Raw genomic sequence first — 19,551 nt, 5'->3', positions numbered from 1 at the left:
TCTGAACAAGCGACATGCTGGCTGCTTGTCGATCCATGCGCTAGGCGGTGAGCCGAACCCTCTGGAGGAGCTTGGCGTTGATGGCGACGATCACGGTGGAAATGGACATCAGGGCCGCCCCCACCGCCGGGGAAAGCACCAGGCCAACGCTGTAAGCCACCCCGGCAGCAAGGGGGATCGCCACGATGTTGTAGCCGGCACCCCACCACAGGTTCTGGATCATCTTGCGATAGGTCGCCCGGGAAAGTTCCAGGATAGCCGCCACATCCCGGGGATCGGAGCGGACCAGCACAATGTCCGCCGACTCGATGGCGACGTCCGTGCCCGCCCCGATGGCGATCCCGACATCCGCCTCCACTAGGGCAGGCGCATCGTTGACGCCGTCGCCGACCATGGCCACGCGCAATCCCCGCGCCTTTACCTCCTTGATCTTCTCCGCCTTTTGTCCAGGGAGCACTTCGGCGAAATAGTCGTCCAGCCCCATTTCCTGGGCCACCCAACGGGCCACCGCTGCGGAGTCGCCGGTCAACATCATCACCTGTACGCCCATCCCCTTCAGCCGCGCGAGGGCTTCCCGCGACTCCGCTCGAATGATGTCGGCCAGCGCGACAGCCCCCGCCGGTTTCTCGTCGACGAGCAGGTATATCACCGTTTTGCCCTGGGATGCCAAGGCCGCGATCCGCTCATCGCTGACATCGAGACCGCTCTCCTTGAGATAGCCGGGGCTTACGACCTTCACATTGCGCCCATTTACAACGGCTTGCGCACCCTTGCCGGGGATGGCCTTGAATTCCTTGGGAGGCTCGAAGCCGATGCCCTTCGCTTTGGCATATGCCACGATGCCGGCGGCGATGGGGTGCTCCGACTGACTTTCGAGGGCTGCGGCGAGCCGCACGACCTCATCTTCGGCGTATCCGCCCAGCACGGCCACATCCGTGACGCCGAACCGTCCCTCCGTCAAGGTCCCGGTCTTGTCGAACACCACCGCCTGCAGTTGGCGCGCCCGTTCAAAAGCAGACCGGTCCCGGATAAGCAGCCCATGCTGTGCCGCCAGGGCGGTGGACACGGCGACGACCAGCGGAATCGCCAGGCCTAGGGCATGGGGACAGGCAATCACCATAACGGTGACCATGCGGGCCAGGGCAAACTCGAAGTGCTGGCCAAGGACCAGCCAAATGGCAAGGGTAAGTCCGCCGACGCTCAACGCGGTAAGGGTCAGCACCAGGGCCGCGCGGTCGGCCAGGTCCTGGGTCCGGGAGCGGGACTCCTGTGCCCGGCGCACCATCTCGATGACCTGTGAAAGATAGGTTTCACTGCCGGTCTTGTGGACCTCGACGGTGATACTCGACTCCCCGTTAACCGAACCACCGATCACTTCGTCGCCGTCCCCCTTCTCCACGGGCTGGCTTTCGCCGGTGAGCATGGCCTGGTTGATGGTGGTCCGTCCCTCGATGACACGTCCGTCCGTAGGGATTTTTTCGCCGGGCTTCACCAACACCCGGTCACCGCGCTGCAGATTGGCGACCGGCACGTCTTTCATGCCCTCCGGGGTTACGAGATGGGCCTCGGATGGCATCATTTGCACCAGTTTTTCCAGTGCACCAGAAGCCCCCAGGACTGATTTCATCTCGATCCAGTGGCCGAGCAGCATCACATCGATCAGCGTGGCGAGCTCCCAGAAGAACACTTCCCCCTGCACCCCGAACACGACGGCGCTCGAGTAAAAATAGGCCACGCTGATGGCCAGAGCGATCAGCGTCATCATGGCTGGCTTGCGGGTCTCGAGCTCGGCAAACAGTCCCTTCAGGAAGGGCCAGCCGCCGTAGAAATACACTCCACTCGACAACGCGAAAAGCACATAGGATGACCCTGTGAAGGCGAGCGCCGCCTCCAGCCCCAGCAGCCGCTGGATAAGCGGCGACAAAAGGAGGATAGGGATCGTCAGGGCCAGCGATACCCAAAACCGTCGCCGGAAATCGGCGATCATGGCACCATGGTTGTGACCGCCGTGCGCGCCGGGATGAGCGTTACCCATCCCATGTTCCTGATGTCCCGAATGGTCCATAGAATCCTCTCTATTTTACCGCCGCAGGAGCCCGCAGAGCCGGCTGCAGACATTGGCTCTTAACCAACGAGACGAGATGTCTACCACAGTTCCACCTGTTGGTGGCGCATCCGGGCCCGCTTTGGTGGATGGAGAAACGTTATTGTTCCAGGTCGCGACGTCTTTCCAGGTATTCATCCCTTCCTATTTCCCCGCGGGCATAGCGTTCATGGAGCACATCCAGCGCGGTGTTTTTCTCGCCGCCCCGAATCCCGCGACCCGTGAAGGCCTGCACCAGCAACATGACGCCGGCAACGATGGCAAAAATCAGCAAAAGGCAAAGCAAACCCCAAAACAGGACCATGAATACCGACCCTGTCCAATCATAACCATTGCCAAAACCACCCATCATGTAAGGCCACATTTTCTGTTCCTCGTCGTTCACTCGCTACGCCACGGACCCAGAACAAACACTCGTTGCTGACCATTCAACGCCACTTCAGTGTAGTAGGCGGTGTCCACTTATTCCATCTTCTTTCAGACTATCCCATGGATGGGGACCACCTCAGCCATCAGTGTCCTGGCGATTGAGGATATGGTCCTAGGCAAGTCCCTCGGCCACTCTACCTCCGCTGCCAATGGTCCCCCTGTTGACCATTGGATTCTTCCCATCTCACCTCTGCCTCGCGGTAACTTCGGTCCACATATTGGTAACGGCACCCCACATAGATTGCCCAGATGCGATAGCGTTTCTCGCCGACCATGGCGATGGCCTCTTCCTTGTGTTCCTCCAGGCTGCGGACCCGGTGGATGAGGTTCTGGGCGTAGTGGGGGCGGAAGTTTTCCACGTCCAGGACTTCCAAGTGCTGGACGGCCATTTCGTGGACCTCCCGCCAGAGATGGAGGATCTCGCCGTCGGAAAAGACTTACAAACACCGACGGTTGGAGCGATAGAAAAAGCTATGGATAAGGGGCGCGCCAGTAAGGGCGGGAAGCGCGGCACTCAGTCGCGGGTTCGGGAAAGCGTTGACTTTTTGATGGCCGTTGTGTTGTGATGGCCACACTAGCAGCTTGAGATGGGAGTGCCGTGCGCGTTTTTCGCCTGTTCGTTCGCCGGATAGCCTTTATGGCCCTGCTTCTACTGCTGCCTTGGATGTTGGCACCTGTAGACGCTGCCTCGGCGCCGTGCGCCCTGTCGATGACAGGGGTAGCCGCACACAGCACACAAACACCGCGTTGCGAGCAGACCCTCGGCGCTCCGGCCCAGCAAGGCACCTGCCTGACTGCTTGCTGCCACCACGATATGATGACGCCGGTGGCGGAGAGTGCCAACAACATCACCCCCGCCATGTCGGCTCTCGCCGTTTCCGTCGCGTCCTGGCTTACTCTCCCTTCTCCTAAGCCCGTTCCCCATTTTCTCCACGTTGCGGCCCACACTGGTCTTCCCCCACTCTCCGCAGTTCGTTTTCTCATTTAGCCTCCCGCCTGAATCCGTAGTCCCGCGCATAGTCGCGCCGGACAGGAAATTCGCGTCTTCGGCCCTAACCCGGGCCGCATGTGGAGACTATTATGAGCGATGTGCAAAGAAGTTCTGGAAATAAATATTTTCTAAAGTGGGTTGCGGCTATTCGCAGGGGCGCAGAGCTACTCTCCCTTCCCGTCATGCTGATGATGGTGTTTAGCCCTTATGCCAGTGCCGTCTCATTGAGCCTGCAGAGCGCAGAGGCGATCGCCCTGCGGCAAAATCCCGGTCTCGGCGCCCTGACCCAAAAGATCGCGGAATTGCGGCACCAAGCGGTGGCGGTAGCCCAACTCCCCGATCCGCACCTCGCCCTCGGTGTGGTCAACGCACCCCTCAACAACTTCTCCATGAACCAGCAGCAGATGAGCATGCTGAGCGTGGGCCTGAGCCAGACTTTTCCCTCCTTTGGCAAACTGGGGCTGGAAGGGCAGCAGGCAGGGGTGGAAGCCCAGGCGGCGGCCGATACCCTGCGCGGCCAGTCTGCCGAGTTGGTGTTATTGCTGCGCCGCGCCTGGCTGCAAGCCCTCTATGCCGAAGATGCGGTAGCAACGGTCCGACATCAGGAACAGTTGCAGACAGAGAGCGTGCAAGCGGCGCTGGCACTCTATCGCTCCGCGCAAGGGTCACAGGCCGATGTACTCCGCGCACAACTGGCGCGCGACAGCCTAGCCAATGATATCAATCAATTACAGGCGGAGCAGGCGAGCGATCTGGCGCAAATCGCGCAGATCCTGGATCTACGGAAACCGCCGTCCATAGAAAAGCAATGGCCGAACCTGCCACCCCCGCCCACCCTTGCCCAAGCGGAAGCCCGGCTTTCCGGCCAACCCCTCCTGCGGTCCGCCCAGGCGCAAACGCGCGCCGCGCAAATTGGCGTGCAGGTGGCCAAGCGTGGCTATTGGCCGGAAGTCACGGTCAGCGTCGATTATGGCCAGGATTTCTACCCCGGCAGCCCCAACTGGCTGTCAGCGGGGGTCAACCTGAGCCTGCCCATATTTCCGGGAGATCGCCAGGACCAGGACGTCGCCGCCGCCCGGGCCAAGGCACTGCAGGCGCAATATCGCTACGACGATCAGCACCTTGCCTTGACCCAGCAGGCGCGCACCACCTTCGCCCGTTATGAAGCCCTCAAGGCCCGGTTGGAGCGCACCGATCGGCAACTGCTTCCCACCGCCCGGAATGCCTTTTCCGCGACGCTCGCCGCCTACGCGGCGGGACGTGCCGAACTGAGCGCGGTGCTGCGCACCCAGAAAGAAGTGCTGGACTATGCTCTGACCCGCCTGCAATACCGCCGCGACCTGGACCTCAGCGCCGCAGAGCTGGATTTCCTCACCACCCAAGGAGCAACGCAACCATGAAGGCACGCAACTGGATCATCGGCATGGGCCTGCTGGGCATTGGTGTAGGTCTGGGGGCTGGCGCGGTGTGGTGGCTGCGAGTCCCTGCCGCGGCACCGAGTGCCAACTCCACCGCAACCCATTCTCAGGAAGGCACGCCAAAGGGACGGCATATCCTCTACTGGGCCGCCCCCATGAACCCCAAGATTCATTCGGATCACCCAATGAAGGACAGCATGGGGATGGCGTATCTCCCGGTCTATGCCTCCAGTCCGAACGCGCCCAAGGCGTCCGGCCTCAGCATCGATCCGCGCCTAGCCCAAAACCTGGGAGTGCGTCTCGTGGATGTCCAGCGCCGTCCGATGGGTCAGGCCATCCACACCGTGGGCACCGTGGCAGTGGACGAGAACCGCGTCTATTCCGTCAATCCGCGCTTCTCCGGCTGGGTGACACGCTTGAATGTCCGCGCCGTCGGTGACCCCGTGCGGCGCGGACAGGTACTCGCCGAGATTTATTCTCCCGAGCTGTATAGCGCCCAACAGGAATATCTCATTGCCCGTCGCCAGGGCGGAACGACGGAAGACTCGGCTCTGCTGGCGGCAGCCAAGGCGAAATTGCGACTGCTGGGCATGCCGGAAGGCGAGATCGCGGCCCTGGCCCAGCGCGGGACGGCGCAACGGGACGTGCCACTCCTGGCGCCTGCTTCCGGGGTGGTCGAGAGCCTCGACGTGCGCCAAGGTGGTTACGTCTCGCCCCAGACGAATATCTATGCAATCGCCAATCTCGACCGGGTATGGGTCAATGTAGCGCTCTACTCCTACCAATTGCCCTGGATACGGATCGGCAACCCCGTGCGCCTGCATCTGCCGGCCTATCCCGGCAAGGACTGGGAAGGACGTCTGAACTTTCTCTATCCGACCCTCGACCCCAAAAACCGGACGGTGACGGCCCGGCTGAGCTTTCCCAATCCCGGCGGAGAGTTGCGCCCCGGCACCTACGCCACCGCCACTATTTTAGCCAGCCCCAAGGAGACCCTGGCGGTGCCCAGCAGCGCCGTACTGCGTACCGCTCAGGGGGATTACGTGATGCTGGGTGAGGGCCAAGGGCACTTCCTGCCGGTACAGGTCGCCCTAGGGCCGGAAACCGACGGCTGGGTAGCCATCGACAAGGGACTCAAGGTGGGCGACCGGGTGGTGGAGAGCGCCCAGTTCCTGCTCTATTCCGAATCCCAGTTCCAGTCGGTCAAGGCCCGCATGCTGGGTGGCAACACGGCGCCCACCACGAGTGCCATGCCGGGCAGTGGACGTTCCCGGTCGCAGAACAGTGGTCTGACTCAGGGCCGGGAATCCCCGGCGCCGGCCGCTCCCGCCGGGGATGCAGGCGCCCCACCGACGCCCCCGACCTCGTCCGGCCCGGGTACCACGCCCGGAATGAACAGGGGCCAGGAAGGTCAATCCCATGATTAATGTGAAAGAAATCCGTGGAATGGGCACGGCAATCCCTGGCCATCGGGTGGCCATATTGGGATCGAAGTGACGCTCTACGCTGGCTGATGCTGCGGCAGGAAGCCGAATTTGATCAGTTTCTTGATCCAGCGAGAAGCATTGCGCTGCACACTCAGTGCCTCATAGTCCGTATCGGCATCCCGGTAGTACTTGCCGTGTGAGAGCATGAAGTAGATGATGCGCAGCATTTTGTGGGCCAGGGCGATGATGGAGCGCTTGTGCCCCCTACGGACGACCAGACTCTGGAACTTGGAGCGCAGGGCGCAGTGGGTACGACTGGCGGCGTGGGCGCATTCGCAGAGGATCCGACGGACATACGGGTTGCCCTTGCGGGTTCGCCCACTTTTCCGTTTTCCGGCAGACTCATTGTTCCCGGGACAAAGGCCGGTCCAGGAGGCCAGTCGATCGGCGCTCCCAAAGACGCTCATGTCGTCTCCGATTTCGACCAGCAGCAAGGCAGCACCCACGGTATCGATGCCCGGCAAGGTCTGCAGGAGTTCGAGAGCATTCTTTTGCGGCTTCAAGCCCTCCAGCAGTTGGACATCGAAGCGCGCGATTTGGGCCTCCAGAGACTCGATATGGCGGAGCGTCTCGTCCAGGACAAAGCGGTGACTGGCACTCAACTCGCCTTGCAGGGCATCCAGGATCTCCTCCTGGCTGGCTTTGAGCCGTCGGCTGGCCAGTCGGAGTACGGCCTCCGGGGGACTCCCCTGAATCAGGGCCTGGATCATGGCCCGGGCCGATTGCCCATGGATATCGCTGACCACCACCCCCAGTCGAATTCCGCCATCGGTCAGCACCTTGTGCAAGCGGTTTTTCTCCGACGAGAGCATGCCCACCAGATTTTGCCGCTGTCGGGCGATCAGCCGCAGCTCCCGCAGTTGTGCCGGGGGAACGAAGGAACCCCGCAGCAGTCCGGCTCGAGCCAGGGTGGCGAGCCACTCTGCATCCCCAACATCGGTCTTGCGACCGGGGACCTGTTTGACGTGCCTGGCGTTCACGACCTGTGCCTGGATCCCCACCTTTTCCAGGGCCGCATAGGGACTCTTCCAGTAGATCCCGGTGCTCTCCATGACCACCGTATCGGGCCGATGGGAGGCACACCACAGGGCCAATGCCTTCCGGTCCTTCTGAAAAGCACCAAATTGCCGGCGCTCAATCGTAACGTTTCCGTCAGGGTCCGTGAGAATGGCACAGGCGGTGACCTGGGCCTGATGAACATCCAGTCCGATAACCCGGTGAAAGAGGGATTGCAGTTCCATAACGACGTCTCTCCAATTACTATCAAAGGGAGAGATGGCGAATGCCAGCGCCGAAATCACCAGCCTGTGGCAAGCCTCAGGCGGCCCTTTTAATGTGCGCTCTCAAGGGAGGCAATCCGGGGTACGAGTCGGCCTGGCGGGTCACGTTAGAGTCGGGATGGAATCACCAAAAACTTGCTCGACCTCAATCCGCCATCTCCTCACCCCCCATTCTCTTTCATCCTCTGGGGTGGCGCGAGTCGCAATGTCCGTTAGGGCGATCATGCGTTGGTGTATGGAAAACCGCTTGCTGGTCATGATTGCTGTCTTGGTGTTGACCGTCGCCGGTACGCTGGCGGTGATCAATATTCCCCTGGAGGCCATCCCCGACATCTCGCCCACCCAGGTCATCATCAAGACCTCCTATCCGGGCCAGGCTCCGCAGATCGTTCAGGATCAGGTGACCTATCCCCTGGAGACCACCCTGCAGGAGGTGCCCGGCGCCCAAGCCGTGCGCGGCTACTCGATGTTCGGGGATTCCTATGTCTACGTCCTCTTCAAGGGTGGCACCAGCATCTATCAGGCCCGTAATCTGGTACTCCAATACCTGAGCCAGGTGCAGTCCAAGCTGCCGCCGGGGATCACGCCGGCCCTTGGCCCCAACAGTTCGGGGGTGGACTGGATCTTCGAGTATGCCCTCACCGATCCCAGCGGAACTTTGAATCTGGCCCAACTCACCACCTTGCAGAACTGGTTCCTCAAGTACGAACTGCAGGGCATCTCCGGCGTCGCCGAGGTGGCGACGGTGGGGGGGATGGTGCAAGAGTACCAAGTGGTGGTGAACCCCCAGAAACTCCTCGCCTACAACCTGACCCTGCCGGAGGTGGAGGCCGCCATCCGCGCCGCGAACGGGGAGACCAGCGGCTCGGTGGTGGATATGGGGGAAGCGAGTTATATCGTCCGTACCTCGGGTTACATCCATTCCCTGAAAGCCCTGGAGGATGCTTCGCTGGGGGTGCGCAACGGCGTGCCCATTACACTGCGGGAGGTGGCCCGTGTGCAGTTGGGGCCGCAGTTGCCCAACGGGATTGCCGAGCTCAACGGCCACGGACAGGTGGTGGGCGGGATCGTCATGATGAACCAGGGCGGCAACGCCTACGCCCTCATCCACCAGATCGAGCGCAAGCTGAAGGAAATCCAGCCCTCCCTGCCCAAGGGCGTGAAGGTTGTCACCACCTACAGCCAAGCTCCGCTCATCCAGCGCAGTATCCATACCCTGACCGGTAAGCTGCTGGAAGAATCCCTGGCGGTGGCGCTCATCTCCCTGCTCTTTCTGCTGCGTGCACGTTCGGCGCTGGTGGCGCTCATCGCCCTGCCGCTGGGGATACTGGCCGCCTTTTTCATCATGTGGTCTCTGGGGATCCCCGCCAACATCATGTCCCTGGGCGGCATCGCCATCGCCATCGGCGTGATGATGGATGCCCCCGTGGTCATGATCGAGAATATGCACAAGCATTTAGAACACAACCCCGGCGTCGACCCTTGGGCGGCGGCCATAGCGGCGGCGGAGGAGGTCGGTCCGGCACTGTTCTTCTCGCTGATCATCATCGCCGTTTCCTTCCTGCCGGTCTTCGCCCTGGGCGGCGAGGAAGGCAAGCTCTTCGCGCCCCTCGCCTTCACCAAGACATTTTCCGTGGCCGCCGCCGCCATGCTCTCGGTAACCCTGGTGCCCATCCTCATGGCTTGGTTCATTCGCGGCCGCATCCTCCCCGAAAGCAAAAACCCCCTGAATCGGGTCCTGGCTTTCCTCTACCGACCGGTCATCCACGGTGTCCTGCGCGCTCCCTGGATCATTTTGGTCCTCGCCCTGCTGCTCACGGCCACCCTCTACTACCCCTGGAATCGCCTGGGGTCGGAATTTATGCCACCCCTGAACGAGGGGACGCTGCTCTACATGCCGGTCACCCAGGATCCGGCAGTCTCCATCGGCCAGGCGGCCGCGCTCCTGCAGCAAACGGACCGCATCCTGAAGACCTTCCCCGAGGTGGAGACGGTTTTCGGCGAGGCCGGAAGGGCACAAACGGCGACCGATCAATCGCCCCTGTCCATGTTTGATACGGTGGTGAATTTGAAAAATCCCGACCAGTGGCCAGCCGGGATGACCATGCACAAGCTGCAAAGCAAGATGAACAAAGCCTTGCAAGTCCCCGGCCTGTCGAATATCTGGACGCAGCCGCTCAAAGGACGGGTGGATATGCTGACTACCGGTCTCCAGACGCCATTAGGCATTAAAATCGGCGGAACGGATCTCGATACCCTGAACCGCCTGGGGCAGGACCTCCAAACGGTTTTGCGCAAGGTCCCTGGGACCCAAAGCGCCTATGCGGCCCGCGTCACCGGTGGCCGCTACATCGTCGTGCACACCGACCGCGCCAAGGCCGCCCGCTACGGTCTTTCGGTGGCGGATGTGAACCGTCTGGTGGAGACGGCGATCGGCGGCGAGATCCTGACCACTGCGGTGCAAGGGCTGGAGCGCTTCCCGGTGGATCTCCGTTACCCCCGGGAACTGCGCCAGTCCCTGGCCACCCTGATGGAAAGCCGCATCGCCGCTCCCGACGGCGCCCAGATCCCTTTGGCCCAGGTGGCCGACCTCCGCATCGAGGGAGGGCCAGCCATGCTCACTAGCGACAACAGTCGGCTGAACAGTTGGATCTACATTGACCTGAAGCCCGGCACCAACATCGGTGCTTATGTGCCCCGCGCCAAGGCGGCGATTGCGAAAGCCGTCCGTCTCCCAGGAGGTTATACCGTCTCCTGGGTAGGCCAGTATCAGGTCATGGAGCAGGCCGCCAAGCGCCTGGAGCTGGTCATTCCCGCCGTCATTCTGCTGATCGCCCTGCTCCTCTACTTCAACTTCAAAAACTGGGTGGAGGTGACCATCATCCTGCTCACCCTGCCCCTGTCCCTGGTCGGCGGTTTCTGGCTCGTCTACTGGCTCGGCTACAAACTCTCGGTGGCCGTGGCCGTGGGCTTCATCGCCCTGGCGGGGGTGGCGGCAGAATTCGGGGTGGTGATGCTCCTCTACCTGGATCAGGCCCTCATCCGGCGGCAGGCCCGCGACACCTTGCAGAGTTGGCATGATCTTCAGCTTGCCGTCATCGAGGGGACCATGCTGCGTCTGCGGCCTCTGGCCATGACCTTGACCCTGGTGGTGGGTGGCCTCTTGCCCATCATGTTCAGCCATGGCGCCGGTGCCGATGTGATGAAGCGTATTGCCGCCCCCATGGTGGGCGGCATGTTCAGCGCCGCGTTACTGGCGCTGCTGGTGATCCCCGCCCTCTACGCCCTGTGGCAGAAACGGCGATTGGGCCTGCGGTGATGATGCCGTGCGAAGTGGGAAGGAGAAGTTCGTGGCAACACTAACGAAGCGTAGGCATGGAGGATTGATGATGGAACCGAAATTATTGACATCGGCGAAGATGGGGGGGCATGGCGGGATCCGCTTCCGTCTGGATGGGGAATTAACCCCGGTATTGACGCTGGACTTGGGCCCTTTGAGTTTTGTGCTCTTTGAGCATCACACCTTATTGTGGAAAGACCAGAAAACCATCATTTCGGCCACGTCGCCGAAAAGCGCTCGAAGTTTTTGGGATCGTCCGTCGTGGCTGATGATGGCATCCGGACCCGGGTCATTGAGTCTCAGCCGGGATTGCGTCGGCAAGATATTCGGGGTGAGCCTGCATGACGGAGATACTCTGTTGGCACCCACCCCGCACTTTCTGGCGGCGAGCGGCGCGGTCCACATCGAGAGCTTCTCCGGCGAGAGCGACGGACCTTGGGTCACAGGGGACACCGCGTCAAGCATTGATCGCTTTTCCGTGGTAGGGGATGCGGAGGGGCTGGTTTGGCTGCACGGTCACGGGGACGTCTGGGAACTCACACTGGCGAAAGGGGAATCCTTGGACTTGGATCCGGGGGCATGGATCGCTCGTGATTCCTCGATCCAATGGGAATCCATTGGGCTGGGATCGCTTTCTACGGATCTGGCCGCAGGAGCGAATTGGGGCATATGCCGCGCACAGGGTCCCGGGACCATCTGGATGCAAAGTGGCGGGGTCGGCCTTGCGCGATGGTGAGGGCTGTTTCCCGGATCTTTGTGGGCTTGGTCAATGATACGCAGACCCTGGAGGAAGTATGAACTCAACAACGGATAACCGTTATATCCTGCACCCTGTCTGGGACCCGCTGCTGCGGGCACTGCATTGGTGGATGGCGCTTGCCATGATGGCGCAATTCACCTCAGGCGCGACCCTCCTGGCCTTGGGTAACGACATGTCTGACGCCCTGATGGGAAAGATCGACATCATCCATTATGTCGGCGGCTATGCTTTCGCCGCCGGGCTGGTGGTGCGCATCATCTGGCTCTTTGTCGGCCCGCCGACGGCGCGCTGGCGCGACCTCCTGCCCCTGACGTCAGCCCAGCGCCGCATCTGGCGGGAAACCCTCGCCTGCTATCTGAGCGGTTTCCGCCGCCCGATTTCTCCCTATCGGGGGCATAACGCTTTCGCCGGCCCCGCCTATCTCGTCTTTTTCCTGATTGCCGTGGTGCAGATTGCCTTGGGTATCCGTCTCTCGCTCATGCCGGATAGCGAAGCGATGCACTCCCCGTTGATGGTGATGCATGAATGGGGTTTCTTTCTGCTGCTTGCCTTCGTCATTGTCCATGTGGCGCTCGTGATGGCGCACGAGATCGCGGGTCGCCACGGCTTGATATCGGCCATGATCCACGGTCACAAGGGGTTCACCGAGTCGGAATACCAAGCCCTTCATGCCGATTGGGACGCTGCGTTCAGTGTCCAGGCGGACCCAGGCGGACCGAGCGGCGGGACGGAAGGGCTGGACGACATGACTTCAAATAACGGAGATGACACGAAAAGCAGGCATGAGTGATGGATAGGCGAGCAGAACGGACGCGCAATTTCGCCGTGGGCGGAAAGGAGGGACACCGGAAATTGTTGCCATAACTAAGTGCTTAAACTTTGATAAACGAACAGTTCACCAACAGCAAGGAGACGAACATGAAACGTTTTTATTTCAGCCTCATTCTGGCGTGTTCGGCAGCGGCCACGCTTCCGGCTTATGCGGCCATGGGCAACATGCCAGGCATGGACAATATGGGCACCGTATCAGGCCAAGCGACCAAGGCCCAGACCTTCATGGGGCAGGGCAAAATCAACAGCATCAATCCCGATGCGAACACGGCCAATGTCGCCATGGGTCCCGTCAAGGCCCTTGGCTGGCCCAGTATGTCAATGAATTTCCTGCTCCAGAACACGGCTATGCTCAACGGCCTCAAGACTGGAGAGATCGTGAATTTCGTCTTCGCAAAGGATACCGCCGGGGGGTACGTCATCACCAGGATCACGCCGGTCAGACAATGAAAATACGAAGTAACTGTAATCCGGCTCATCGGGGAATACCACGGGGATATTATCGGGTTATATCATCCACTGGATCGCTACTAAATTCATCTGAGTCAATACATGAGGATTCGCCATGACATTAGAAACATCCCACCAGGAGATATACAAAGAAATACGGATCATGACGATCAGACTTCGCCATGCTGCCCTGCGGGGTTTTATGATGATGATCCTTATGACCGCGCCATTATCTGCCTATGCACGCGAAGATCATGCGCCAACTAATCCAAGGTATGAGACAAAAATACTGAAAGATAAAGCAGAATATTTAACGTACACCATGATTGTACAGATCAAGGATGGTCGCTGGGAGGAAGTCGTTAAGAACGCCCAAAAGGTTGCCGAGATTGGCAAACAAATACAGGCAATAAACGCTTATTGATGTGGGTGGCTGCTGGCGCCATCAGACCTTCATGACGGGCAGGAACGCTGTATCTACCGGATGAATGGCTTGATGTACGGGACGATGCCTTTGTGGGGAAAGGGCGGCCGGGCGAAAGTTGGTCGTGGCGCTGAAGGCAAAACTCCTGTCATTTGGACCGCTGAAAGCCGAGGAAAGAGTGCATGGTTAATCCTAAAAACAGCAGTTCCCTTTCGCTGAAATCAAGAGGTTCATCAGATAGGGCGGGGGTTTTCGTTGCGAAGTGGTCACCAGTTGGGTGACCACCCTCATGGTTCTTGGGGGTGAAAACATACTGGATGGGCACGGAGTGCCTGCGGTACTGCCGCAAGCTCACCATCATCAGGTAAAGGCTCCTGTGGATCCAGCCAGCCGTGCGTTGCCGCTTGTTGGCGTAAGACGACATCACCATAACGGATTTTAGAGATATTAGTGAGGTATTCGGGTATATATTCACTGAACAGCCGGTACGGAGGTTACGCTACCGTCAGGTACAGAAAACTCAAGGGATCCCACAAATGGCTAATTGCTGTGAAAACAAAAGCTGCGAGATAGATGCCATGCGCGACAGTCACGGACGTGTGCTGTGGATCGTGTTCGCCATCAATGCTGCCATGTTTTTCGTGGAGGGCTCGGCGGGCCTAATCGCCCATTCAATCTCGCTGCTGGCGGACGCGCTGGACATGCTGGGCGATGCCTTGGTGTATGGGCTCAGCCTCTTTGCGCTGGCACGGTCGGCGCGCTGGCAGACAGTTGCTGCCCTGGTAAAGGGCGGCGTCATGCTCGCCCTTGGGCTTGGTGTGTTGGGGACGGCAGCCTACAAGGCGTTTCACCCCGCCATGCCGGGTATCGAAACGATGGGAATCGTCGGTGTGCTGGCACTCATCGCAAATCTCGTGTGCTTTTTTCTTCTGTACCGATCCCGTGGCCACAACCTAAACATGAGTTCCAGTTGGCTGTGCTCTCGAAACGATTTGATCGCCAATATCGGTGTTTTACTAGCCGCCAGCAGCATTTACCTGCTTGCCTCGCGCTGGCCGGATATCATCGTCGGTGCCCTTATCTCCGGTGTGTTTCTCAGCTCCGCGCTTAACGTCCTGCGGCAATCCTTGAAAGCACTACGTGCGCCCGTTTCATCCCGTTAAACCGTGCAGCGGTTCGGCTTGCACGGACAAGCCATGACCGAAAGAAATCAGGCAACAGCTTTGGACAAGGGGGCAACCGGGTTTTACGTTCCGTGGCTCCTTAAACCCCAATAGAACATTCCGCTTGAATGTTGTCGATGTCCATGGCGAAGTCTACACCGGTATGGCGCGTTTTGTGGCGGTACCGGCGGAACTGGGTGAGATCGGTATTCTGCCGGGGCATGCGCCCCTGCTGTCCGGGCTGCGGCCCGGCGAGTTACGCATTACCCAGCCAGACGGCCAGACGCAGATTCTTTTTCTGGAGGGTGGAATGCTGGAGATTCAACCCGATATCGTAACCATCCTCGCCGATGCCAGCCTGCGGATTGCGGATATCGATATTCACGAAAGCAGGGAACGCATCAAGGACGCACAAAGTACGCTGGCGAAACGTGCGGTTCCGGCGATGGATTTTGCCCGCGCCGAACTGGAATTGCAGCGGGAAGTGGCAAAATTGCATGCGTACCAGCGCTACCAGATACAGGAGCAACGGGGTGGCGGTACGGGCAATTATCATTGGGAGCGCCCGGCTTTGCAGAATGTGCCGAAGGTGAACGTGCAGGAACTGGAGGATTGACGGCTCCGGGCCGGGTATGGGGCCGATGGACGCCGCCGCCTATGACGCCTGGTATGATACCCCTCGCGGGCGCTGGATCGGCATGGCGGAGTTCCGCCTGCTTTCCAGGCTCCTGCAGACGCAGCCGGGGAACACACTTCTGGACGTGGGCTGTGGTACCGGCTGGTTCACCCGCCGCTTTGCCGAAGAGGGCCTCCTCGTCACTGGCCTGGATCCCAACCCGGACTGGCTTGCCTTCGCCCGTGCCAAGGGCCCCCCTGAGATCCGCTGGATAGCCGGAGATGCTCGCGCACTGTCTTTTCCCGACCGCAGTTTCGACCAGGTGGTTTCGGTTGCGGCACTGTGTTTTGTGGAAGATGAGCGGCGGGCCGTGGCCGAGATCGTGCGGGTGGCGCGCCGGCGTTTCGTCATCGGCTGGCTCAACCGGGCAAGCCTGCTTTATCGACAGAAAGGGCAGGGCGGCGGGAGCGGGGCCTACCATGGGGCGCACTGGCATCGTCCCAACGAGTTGCTCGACTTCTTCTCCGGTTTGCCGGTACGCCGACTGGCGGTGCATTCCGCCATATTTCTTCCTGCCGGGGACGGGATGGCGCGAACGCTGGAACATCTGCTGCCCCACACGCTGCCCTGGGGCGGCCTGGTAGTCATTTCGGGGGAGACGGAATAAGGAAAATCCTTGTCAGCCTGTTTGGCTTACCGATCGCTGCACATCCTTCAAGGGGGCCTGGACCGAACCGCCATGACATATACAGTTTTCCCCTTGGGCGGCGGCCACCAACTCATGCAGGATACCGCATTCGGCGGTTGCATGTTGCCCATGGCAACGTCCGCGCAGTTGCTCAAGCTGCCGCGCCAACGCTTGTAGGGACTGGAGTCTTCCCTGTACGTGCGCCAGATGCGTATCGATCAGTCGATCCACGTCTTGGCAATCGTCCAGTGGGTGATCCAGCAAGTGCAATAGTCGCTGCACATCCGCGAGTGGCATATCCAGCGCCCGGCAATGGCGAATAAAGGCAAGTCGCTCCAGATGCGCGGGGCCATAAGCGCGATAACCATTCGCCCGCCTGGTTGGCGCGGGCAACAGGCCTATTCGCTCATAATAACGGATGGTCTCCGGATCCACGCCGGTCACCTGTCCAAGTGCGCCGATTCGCATATTATTCCCCCAAAATGCGCAGTATAAATCCTTGACTATGTAGTGACTACAAGGTTTGTAATGGCCATTCATTCGGATTTTTTTGGGGAAGGATGATATATGGCATACGACCAACATGATGATCATGACCATGCCACTGGTCACCAGCAGACCCATGGCCACGCGCATGGGCATAATCATGCCCATGGCCCGGCGGGCTACGGCCGTGCCTTCGCCATCGGGGTGGCGCTCAATCTGAGTTTCGTGCTGGTTGAGGCCGTGTTCGGGGTGATGGGACATTCCTTGGCCTTGCTGGCGGATGCCGGCCATAACCTCAGTGACGTGCTGGCCATGTTGATGACCTGGGGCGCCACTGCCCTGGCCCGCCGCCCACCCTCAGTCCGTTTCACCTACGGGTTGCGCAGTTCGTCTATCCTGACGGCACTGGCCAACGCCGTATTTCTGTTGGTGGTGACTGGCGGGATCGCCTGGGAAGCGATTCAGCGTCTGCTGCATCCAGCTCCGGTAGACAGCAGTATCGTGATCGGCGTGGCGGCTTTCGGGACGCTGATCAATACCGGGACGGCACTGCTGTTCATAGCGGGGCGCAAGGGCGATCTGAATGTCCGGGCAGCCTTTTTGCACATGGCAAGCGACGCTGTCGTCTCGCTTGGCGTGGTCATCGCGGGAATCGTGATGCTTTTTACGCACTGGTTTTGGCTGGATTCCACGGTGAGTCTGCTCATCAGCGCGGTGATCGTGATCGCCACCTGGGGGTTATTGAGGGACTCCACCCAATTGGCCCTGCATGGCGTGCCAGAAGGGATCGAAACCCAGGTGGTACGCGCCTATCTCGCCGCTCTGCCGAATGTGACGGCGGTGCATGACCTGCACATCTGGGCCATGAGCACCACGGAAACGGCGCTGACCGCGCATCTGGTCATGCCGAACGGCTATCCGGGGGACGCGCTTCTGAACCAAATCAGCGATGAATTGCAGGCGCGCTTTCGCATCGACCATCCCACCTTGCAGGTGGAGACAGGCGATCCGGCCCATCCATGCGCACTGGCTCCGGGGAGACCTTATTGCGCCTGCCAGCAAAACGATTTTTCTGTTTCGTGAGCTGACCCCATGGTGGCCATGGGTCGGGTCGGAGCATGCATGGGGACATGATGGTGACATTTTGGCGCCATTGCAGCCTGTGTTTCGGATGTCGGTTATCGGCGCGTATCATGTTTTGCGTGGTTAGAGGTCGAGACTAACCTTAATCTATTAAGCTTAATCTGGCGATTAAGCAGTAGGCAAAGGGGCGGCCCCTTTTGAAACCCCCACGCGATGCATGAGGATAGAACCATGACGATGACGATTAGTGTGCGACTGGAGCATTTGAATAGTGTGACCTATGGCGGCCAGCAGCAGCATGACATGCGCGACGCAAAGCGCATTCCTAAGTACGTGGACAAAGATAGAAGCGATAAAAATTCCATTTTGATAGCAGGCCCATCTGCGGATCATCTCCAGCAAGAAATCATCCGGCATCGAAAAAAAGCGAAGCAGCGTGGGTTCCGCAAGGATGGAAGATTGGCGCTTTCTGGCATTGTGACATTTGGAACAGAAGCGCAATCCATCATTAATGACATGACGCCAGAGAAACAAAATGCAGTTTTCCGTAAGATCGCAGAACGCACTGCAAAGCTGGCCGATCGTGAATTGATTAGTCTGGTTGTGCATCGTGATGAATCCGCACCGCATGCTCATTTTATGTTGAGAAGCTATAAGCATGACCAAGAGACGGGCCATGAAATCCCCATGAATTTGGCTGCCGTTGATCTGCGGATGTTGCAGGATGTGGCCGGGAATGAAGTGTCCGACTTGGGTATCACCAGAGGCAAGAGCAAAAAAAAGAGAATCGCAGACGGTGAAGAACCCGCTAACTGGATACATCGATCAGTAAAGCAGCTTCATGAAACGCTTCCTGCCGACATTGCCAAGGTTGAGGAACGGCGCAAGCAAATTGAAATTGAAGCAGAGGAAGCGTTGGATCGGTACTTAAAAAATATCCGTTTGGCTGAACAAGCGCAAATTGATCTTGAGCAAAAGAAAGGCGATGAAGAAAAAGTTAAAAAACGCTTGGAAGTTTACAAAAAACGTGCAGAGGATGCGGAGGAAAAACAGCGTCAGCTTGATGATGAAAAAAACAAGCTTGATGTTGACATTGCGGCCAATCGTGAAGCCCTTGAAAAACTGGATGCTGGCATTGCGAAAAAACGGCAGGAGGTGGCGCTGCTGGATGCCCAGAGCCAGCAGAAAAAAGCCGTCACGGCACAGGTGCGGGATGCCATGCCCGTGCTGGAGGGGAAGATCATCCCGATGACCAGAAACAGGATTCTATCCCAGGAGGCCGTGGATGCTTACCACGCACAGGTAGCCGAATATATTCGGGACAAAGCGGTGCAAATGGGGCGGAACGCCATCCGGGAAGCCCATGAAAACGTGACCAGGCGTGAGGAGAACGTGAAAGAGCGGGAAGCCCAGGTCCAGCACAAGGAAAGCAGTTTACTGGAATGGGATGCCGCCTTGAAAACACGCGAACAACGGCTGGATAACTATGCTTCGGTGCTGGATGAAAACCGAAAGCTCAAGCTGAGACTGGAAACCATCGGCACCCATGTGGGCCATATACTGGGTATCGAAAATGCGTCTATGAATCGCGGCAAAACCTTGAGAGCCGTTGAATCGGCCTCCTCGATGGCGAGTTTTCGGAAGGCGTTGGCGGAACAGCGGCTTATCATGACGGGGCAGGGACGCGGCGATACGCCGGGGTACTAAGGCGGTGCAGGCCGTTACCGTATAACGGAATAGCGTTTTTTGAGGTTGGCTGGGCGATATTTGGGCGACTCCCCGAAAACCACGCCACACCCCGCGCTGCAATGCTGGTATTTGCTGGTTTTGTCATTTCAGACCCCCGGATTAGTAATCCGATGGTCTACGAAATAGGCGTTTCACACAAAACCACTAAAAGGTGTAGCGTTGGCAGGAGACTTGCAACAGGAACAACTGTTTGCTGTTGCAGAGCAGGCGATTGGAAAAAGCGCAGATTAGCACGACAACTCGTCCATTAAC

At 59.3% G+C, this 19,551-nt stretch carries 18 protein-coding genes and 1 pseudogene; 13 read left to right on the top strand and 6 right to left on the bottom strand.

The features are described 5' to 3' along the window. Positions 1 to 40 precede the first annotated feature (40 nt). From AFE_RS11200 to AFE_RS15775, 3 genes and pseudogenes are all read right to left on the bottom strand, one after another. On the bottom strand, positions 41 to 2,035 hold the full coding sequence (locus tag AFE_RS11200) for a copper-translocating P-type ATPase (RefSeq protein ID WP_225487190.1): 1,995 nt from the start codon (positions 2,033 to 2,035) through the stop codon (positions 41 to 43). Between the two features lie 169 nt (positions 2,036 to 2,204). Next, positions 2,205 to 2,468 carry an SHOCT domain-containing protein gene (locus AFE_RS11195; protein ID WP_012537197.1) on the bottom strand — a complete coding sequence of 88 codons (264 nt, stop codon included), beginning with the start codon at positions 2,466 to 2,468 and terminating at the stop codon, positions 2,205 to 2,207. A 199-nt stretch (positions 2,469 to 2,667) separates the two neighbouring features. Beyond that, positions 2,668 to 2,958 (bottom strand): annotated as a pseudogene (locus AFE_RS15775) (class I SAM-dependent methyltransferase); the annotation flags it as partial. Between the two features lie 212 nt (positions 2,959 to 3,170). Between AFE_RS15775 and AFE_RS11185 the strand changes: the two are divergent. The 3 genes from AFE_RS11185 (at position 3,171) to AFE_RS11175 (ending at position 6,369) form a co-directional block, all read left to right on the top strand. Continuing rightward, complete coding sequence (locus AFE_RS11185) at positions 3,171 to 3,521, top strand: hypothetical protein (RefSeq protein WP_012607422.1); 351 nt, start codon at positions 3,171 to 3,173, stop codon at positions 3,519 to 3,521. 92 nt (positions 3,522 to 3,613) lie between these two features. After that, positions 3,614 to 4,924: a TolC family protein gene (locus tag AFE_RS11180; RefSeq protein WP_012537195.1), complete on the top strand. Its 1,311-nt coding sequence runs from the start codon at positions 3,614 to 3,616 to the stop codon at positions 4,922 to 4,924. Then, entirely contained in the window at positions 4,921 to 6,369 is a 1,449-nt protein-coding gene (locus tag AFE_RS11175) for an efflux RND transporter periplasmic adaptor subunit (RefSeq protein WP_012537194.1), read from the top strand. The genes AFE_RS11180 and AFE_RS11175 overlap by 4 nt, the downstream gene beginning before the upstream one ends. Before the next feature lie 74 nt (positions 6,370 to 6,443). On the opposite strand, the gene AFE_RS11170 is transcribed toward AFE_RS11175, so the two are convergent. Next, positions 6,444 to 7,670 (bottom strand): IS110-like element ISAfe3 family transposase, encoded by a 1,227-nt coding sequence (locus AFE_RS11170; RefSeq protein WP_012606582.1) that lies wholly within the window; start codon positions 7,668 to 7,670, stop codon positions 6,444 to 6,446. 244 nt (positions 7,671 to 7,914) lie between these two features. Between AFE_RS11170 and AFE_RS11165 the strand changes: the two genes are divergently transcribed. The 5 genes from AFE_RS11165 (at position 7,915) to AFE_RS11145 (ending at position 13,514) form a co-directional block, all read left to right on the top strand. Next, positions 7,915 to 11,028 carry an efflux RND transporter permease subunit gene (locus tag AFE_RS11165; RefSeq protein WP_012607420.1) on the top strand — a complete coding sequence of 1,038 codons (3,114 nt, stop codon included), beginning with the start codon at positions 7,915 to 7,917 and terminating at the stop codon, positions 11,026 to 11,028. 67 nt (positions 11,029 to 11,095) lie between these two features. After that, entirely contained in the window at positions 11,096 to 11,785 is a 690-nt protein-coding gene (locus AFE_RS11160) for an AIM24 family protein (protein ID WP_012537192.1), read from the top strand. Positions 11,786 to 11,843: 58 nt separating this feature from the next. Next, positions 11,844 to 12,599, top strand: a complete 756-nt coding sequence (locus AFE_RS11155) for a cytochrome b/b6 domain-containing protein (RefSeq protein ID WP_012607418.1) — start codon at positions 11,844 to 11,846, stop codon at positions 12,597 to 12,599. Positions 12,600 to 12,727: 128 nt separating this feature from the next. Next, entirely contained in the window at positions 12,728 to 13,090 is a 363-nt protein-coding gene (locus tag AFE_RS11150) for a copper-binding protein (protein WP_012537190.1), read from the top strand. Positions 13,091 to 13,205: 115 nt separating this feature from the next. After that, positions 13,206 to 13,514 (top strand): hypothetical protein, encoded by a 309-nt coding sequence (locus tag AFE_RS11145; RefSeq protein WP_012537189.1) that lies wholly within the window; start codon positions 13,206 to 13,208, stop codon positions 13,512 to 13,514. A gap of 148 nt (positions 13,515 to 13,662) precedes the next feature. Here the strand turns inward: AFE_RS11145 and AFE_RS11140 are convergent, their stop codons facing one another. Beyond that, positions 13,663 to 13,875 carry a hypothetical protein gene (locus tag AFE_RS11140; protein ID WP_012537188.1) on the bottom strand — a complete coding sequence of 71 codons (213 nt, stop codon included), beginning with the start codon at positions 13,873 to 13,875 and terminating at the stop codon, positions 13,663 to 13,665. Positions 13,876 to 14,092: 217 nt separating this feature from the next. On the opposite strand from AFE_RS11140, the gene AFE_RS11135 reads away from it, so the two are divergent. From AFE_RS11135 to AFE_RS11125, 3 genes are all read left to right on the top strand, one after another. After that, positions 14,093 to 14,677, top strand: a complete 585-nt coding sequence (locus AFE_RS11135; protein WP_225981802.1) for a cation transporter — start codon at positions 14,093 to 14,095, stop codon at positions 14,675 to 14,677. Positions 14,678 to 14,801: 124 nt separating this feature from the next. After that, positions 14,802 to 15,293 (top strand): ATP synthase F1 subunit epsilon, encoded by a 492-nt coding sequence (gene atpC, locus AFE_RS11130; protein ID WP_012537186.1) that lies wholly within the window; start codon positions 14,802 to 14,804, stop codon positions 15,291 to 15,293. A gap of 16 nt (positions 15,294 to 15,309) precedes the next feature. Next, positions 15,310 to 15,960, top strand: a complete 651-nt coding sequence (locus tag AFE_RS11125; RefSeq protein WP_012537185.1) for a class I SAM-dependent methyltransferase — start codon at positions 15,310 to 15,312, stop codon at positions 15,958 to 15,960. Positions 15,961 to 15,972: 12 nt separating this feature from the next. On the opposite strand, the gene cadR is transcribed toward AFE_RS11125, so the two are convergent. Continuing rightward, complete coding sequence (gene cadR / locus AFE_RS11120) at positions 15,973 to 16,449, bottom strand: Cd(II)/Pb(II)-responsive transcriptional regulator (protein ID WP_012537184.1); 477 nt, start codon at positions 16,447 to 16,449, stop codon at positions 15,973 to 15,975. Positions 16,450 to 16,548: 99 nt separating this feature from the next. On the opposite strand from cadR, the gene AFE_RS11115 reads away from it, so the two are divergent. After that, positions 16,549 to 17,550 carry a cation diffusion facilitator family transporter gene (locus AFE_RS11115; RefSeq protein ID WP_012537183.1) on the top strand — a complete coding sequence of 334 codons (1,002 nt, stop codon included), beginning with the start codon at positions 16,549 to 16,551 and terminating at the stop codon, positions 17,548 to 17,550. Positions 17,551 to 17,781: 231 nt separating this feature from the next. Then, positions 17,782 to 19,257 (top strand): plasmid recombination protein, encoded by a 1,476-nt coding sequence (locus AFE_RS11110; RefSeq protein ID WP_012607413.1) that lies wholly within the window; start codon positions 17,782 to 17,784, stop codon positions 19,255 to 19,257. Positions 19,258 to 19,551: the final 294 nt, after the last annotated feature.

Source organism: Acidithiobacillus ferrooxidans ATCC 23270 (assembly GCF_000021485.1).
GTDB classification, from domain to species: Bacteria; Pseudomonadota; Gammaproteobacteria; order Acidithiobacillales; family Acidithiobacillaceae; genus Acidithiobacillus; species Acidithiobacillus ferrooxidans.
The sequence above is the reverse complement of the archived record's forward strand: the minus strand, read 5'-3'. Positions and strand labels throughout refer to the sequence as shown.

Coding starts and splice junctions, on each gene's coding strand:
- AFE_RS11200 (WP_225487190.1), bottom strand. CDS start 2,035: ATGGGTAACGCTCATCCCGGCGCGCACGGCGGTCACAACCATGGTGCC.
- AFE_RS11195 (WP_012537197.1), bottom strand. CDS start 2,468: ATGTGGCCTTACATGATGGGTGGTTTTGGCAATGGTTATGATTGGACA.
- AFE_RS11185 (WP_012607422.1), top strand. CDS start 3,171: ATGGCCCTGCTTCTACTGCTGCCTTGGATGTTGGCACCTGTAGACGCT.
- AFE_RS11180 (WP_012537195.1), top strand. CDS start 3,614: ATGAGCGATGTGCAAAGAAGTTCTGGAAATAAATATTTTCTAAAGTGG.
- AFE_RS11175 (WP_012537194.1), top strand. CDS start 4,921: ATGAAGGCACGCAACTGGATCATCGGCATGGGCCTGCTGGGCATTGGT.
- AFE_RS11170 (WP_012606582.1), bottom strand. CDS start 7,670: ATGGAACTGCAATCCCTCTTTCACCGGGTTATCGGACTGGATGTTCAT.
- AFE_RS11165 (WP_012607420.1), top strand. CDS start 7,915: ATGTCCGTTAGGGCGATCATGCGTTGGTGTATGGAAAACCGCTTGCTG.
- AFE_RS11160 (WP_012537192.1), top strand. CDS start 11,096: ATGATGGAACCGAAATTATTGACATCGGCGAAGATGGGGGGGCATGGC.
- AFE_RS11155 (WP_012607418.1), top strand. CDS start 11,844: ATGAACTCAACAACGGATAACCGTTATATCCTGCACCCTGTCTGGGAC.
- AFE_RS11150 (WP_012537190.1), top strand. CDS start 12,728: ATGAAACGTTTTTATTTCAGCCTCATTCTGGCGTGTTCGGCAGCGGCC.
- AFE_RS11145 (WP_012537189.1), top strand. CDS start 13,206: ATGACATTAGAAACATCCCACCAGGAGATATACAAAGAAATACGGATC.
- AFE_RS11140 (WP_012537188.1), bottom strand. CDS start 13,875: ATGATGGTGAGCTTGCGGCAGTACCGCAGGCACTCCGTGCCCATCCAG.
- AFE_RS11135 (WP_225981802.1), top strand. CDS start 14,093: ATGCGCGACAGTCACGGACGTGTGCTGTGGATCGTGTTCGCCATCAAT.
- AFE_RS11125 (WP_012537185.1), top strand. CDS start 15,310: ATGGGGCCGATGGACGCCGCCGCCTATGACGCCTGGTATGATACCCCT.
- cadR (WP_012537184.1), bottom strand. CDS start 16,449: ATGCGAATCGGCGCACTTGGACAGGTGACCGGCGTGGATCCGGAGACC.
- AFE_RS11115 (WP_012537183.1), top strand. CDS start 16,549: ATGGCATACGACCAACATGATGATCATGACCATGCCACTGGTCACCAG.
- AFE_RS11110 (WP_012607413.1), top strand. CDS start 17,782: ATGACGATGACGATTAGTGTGCGACTGGAGCATTTGAATAGTGTGACC.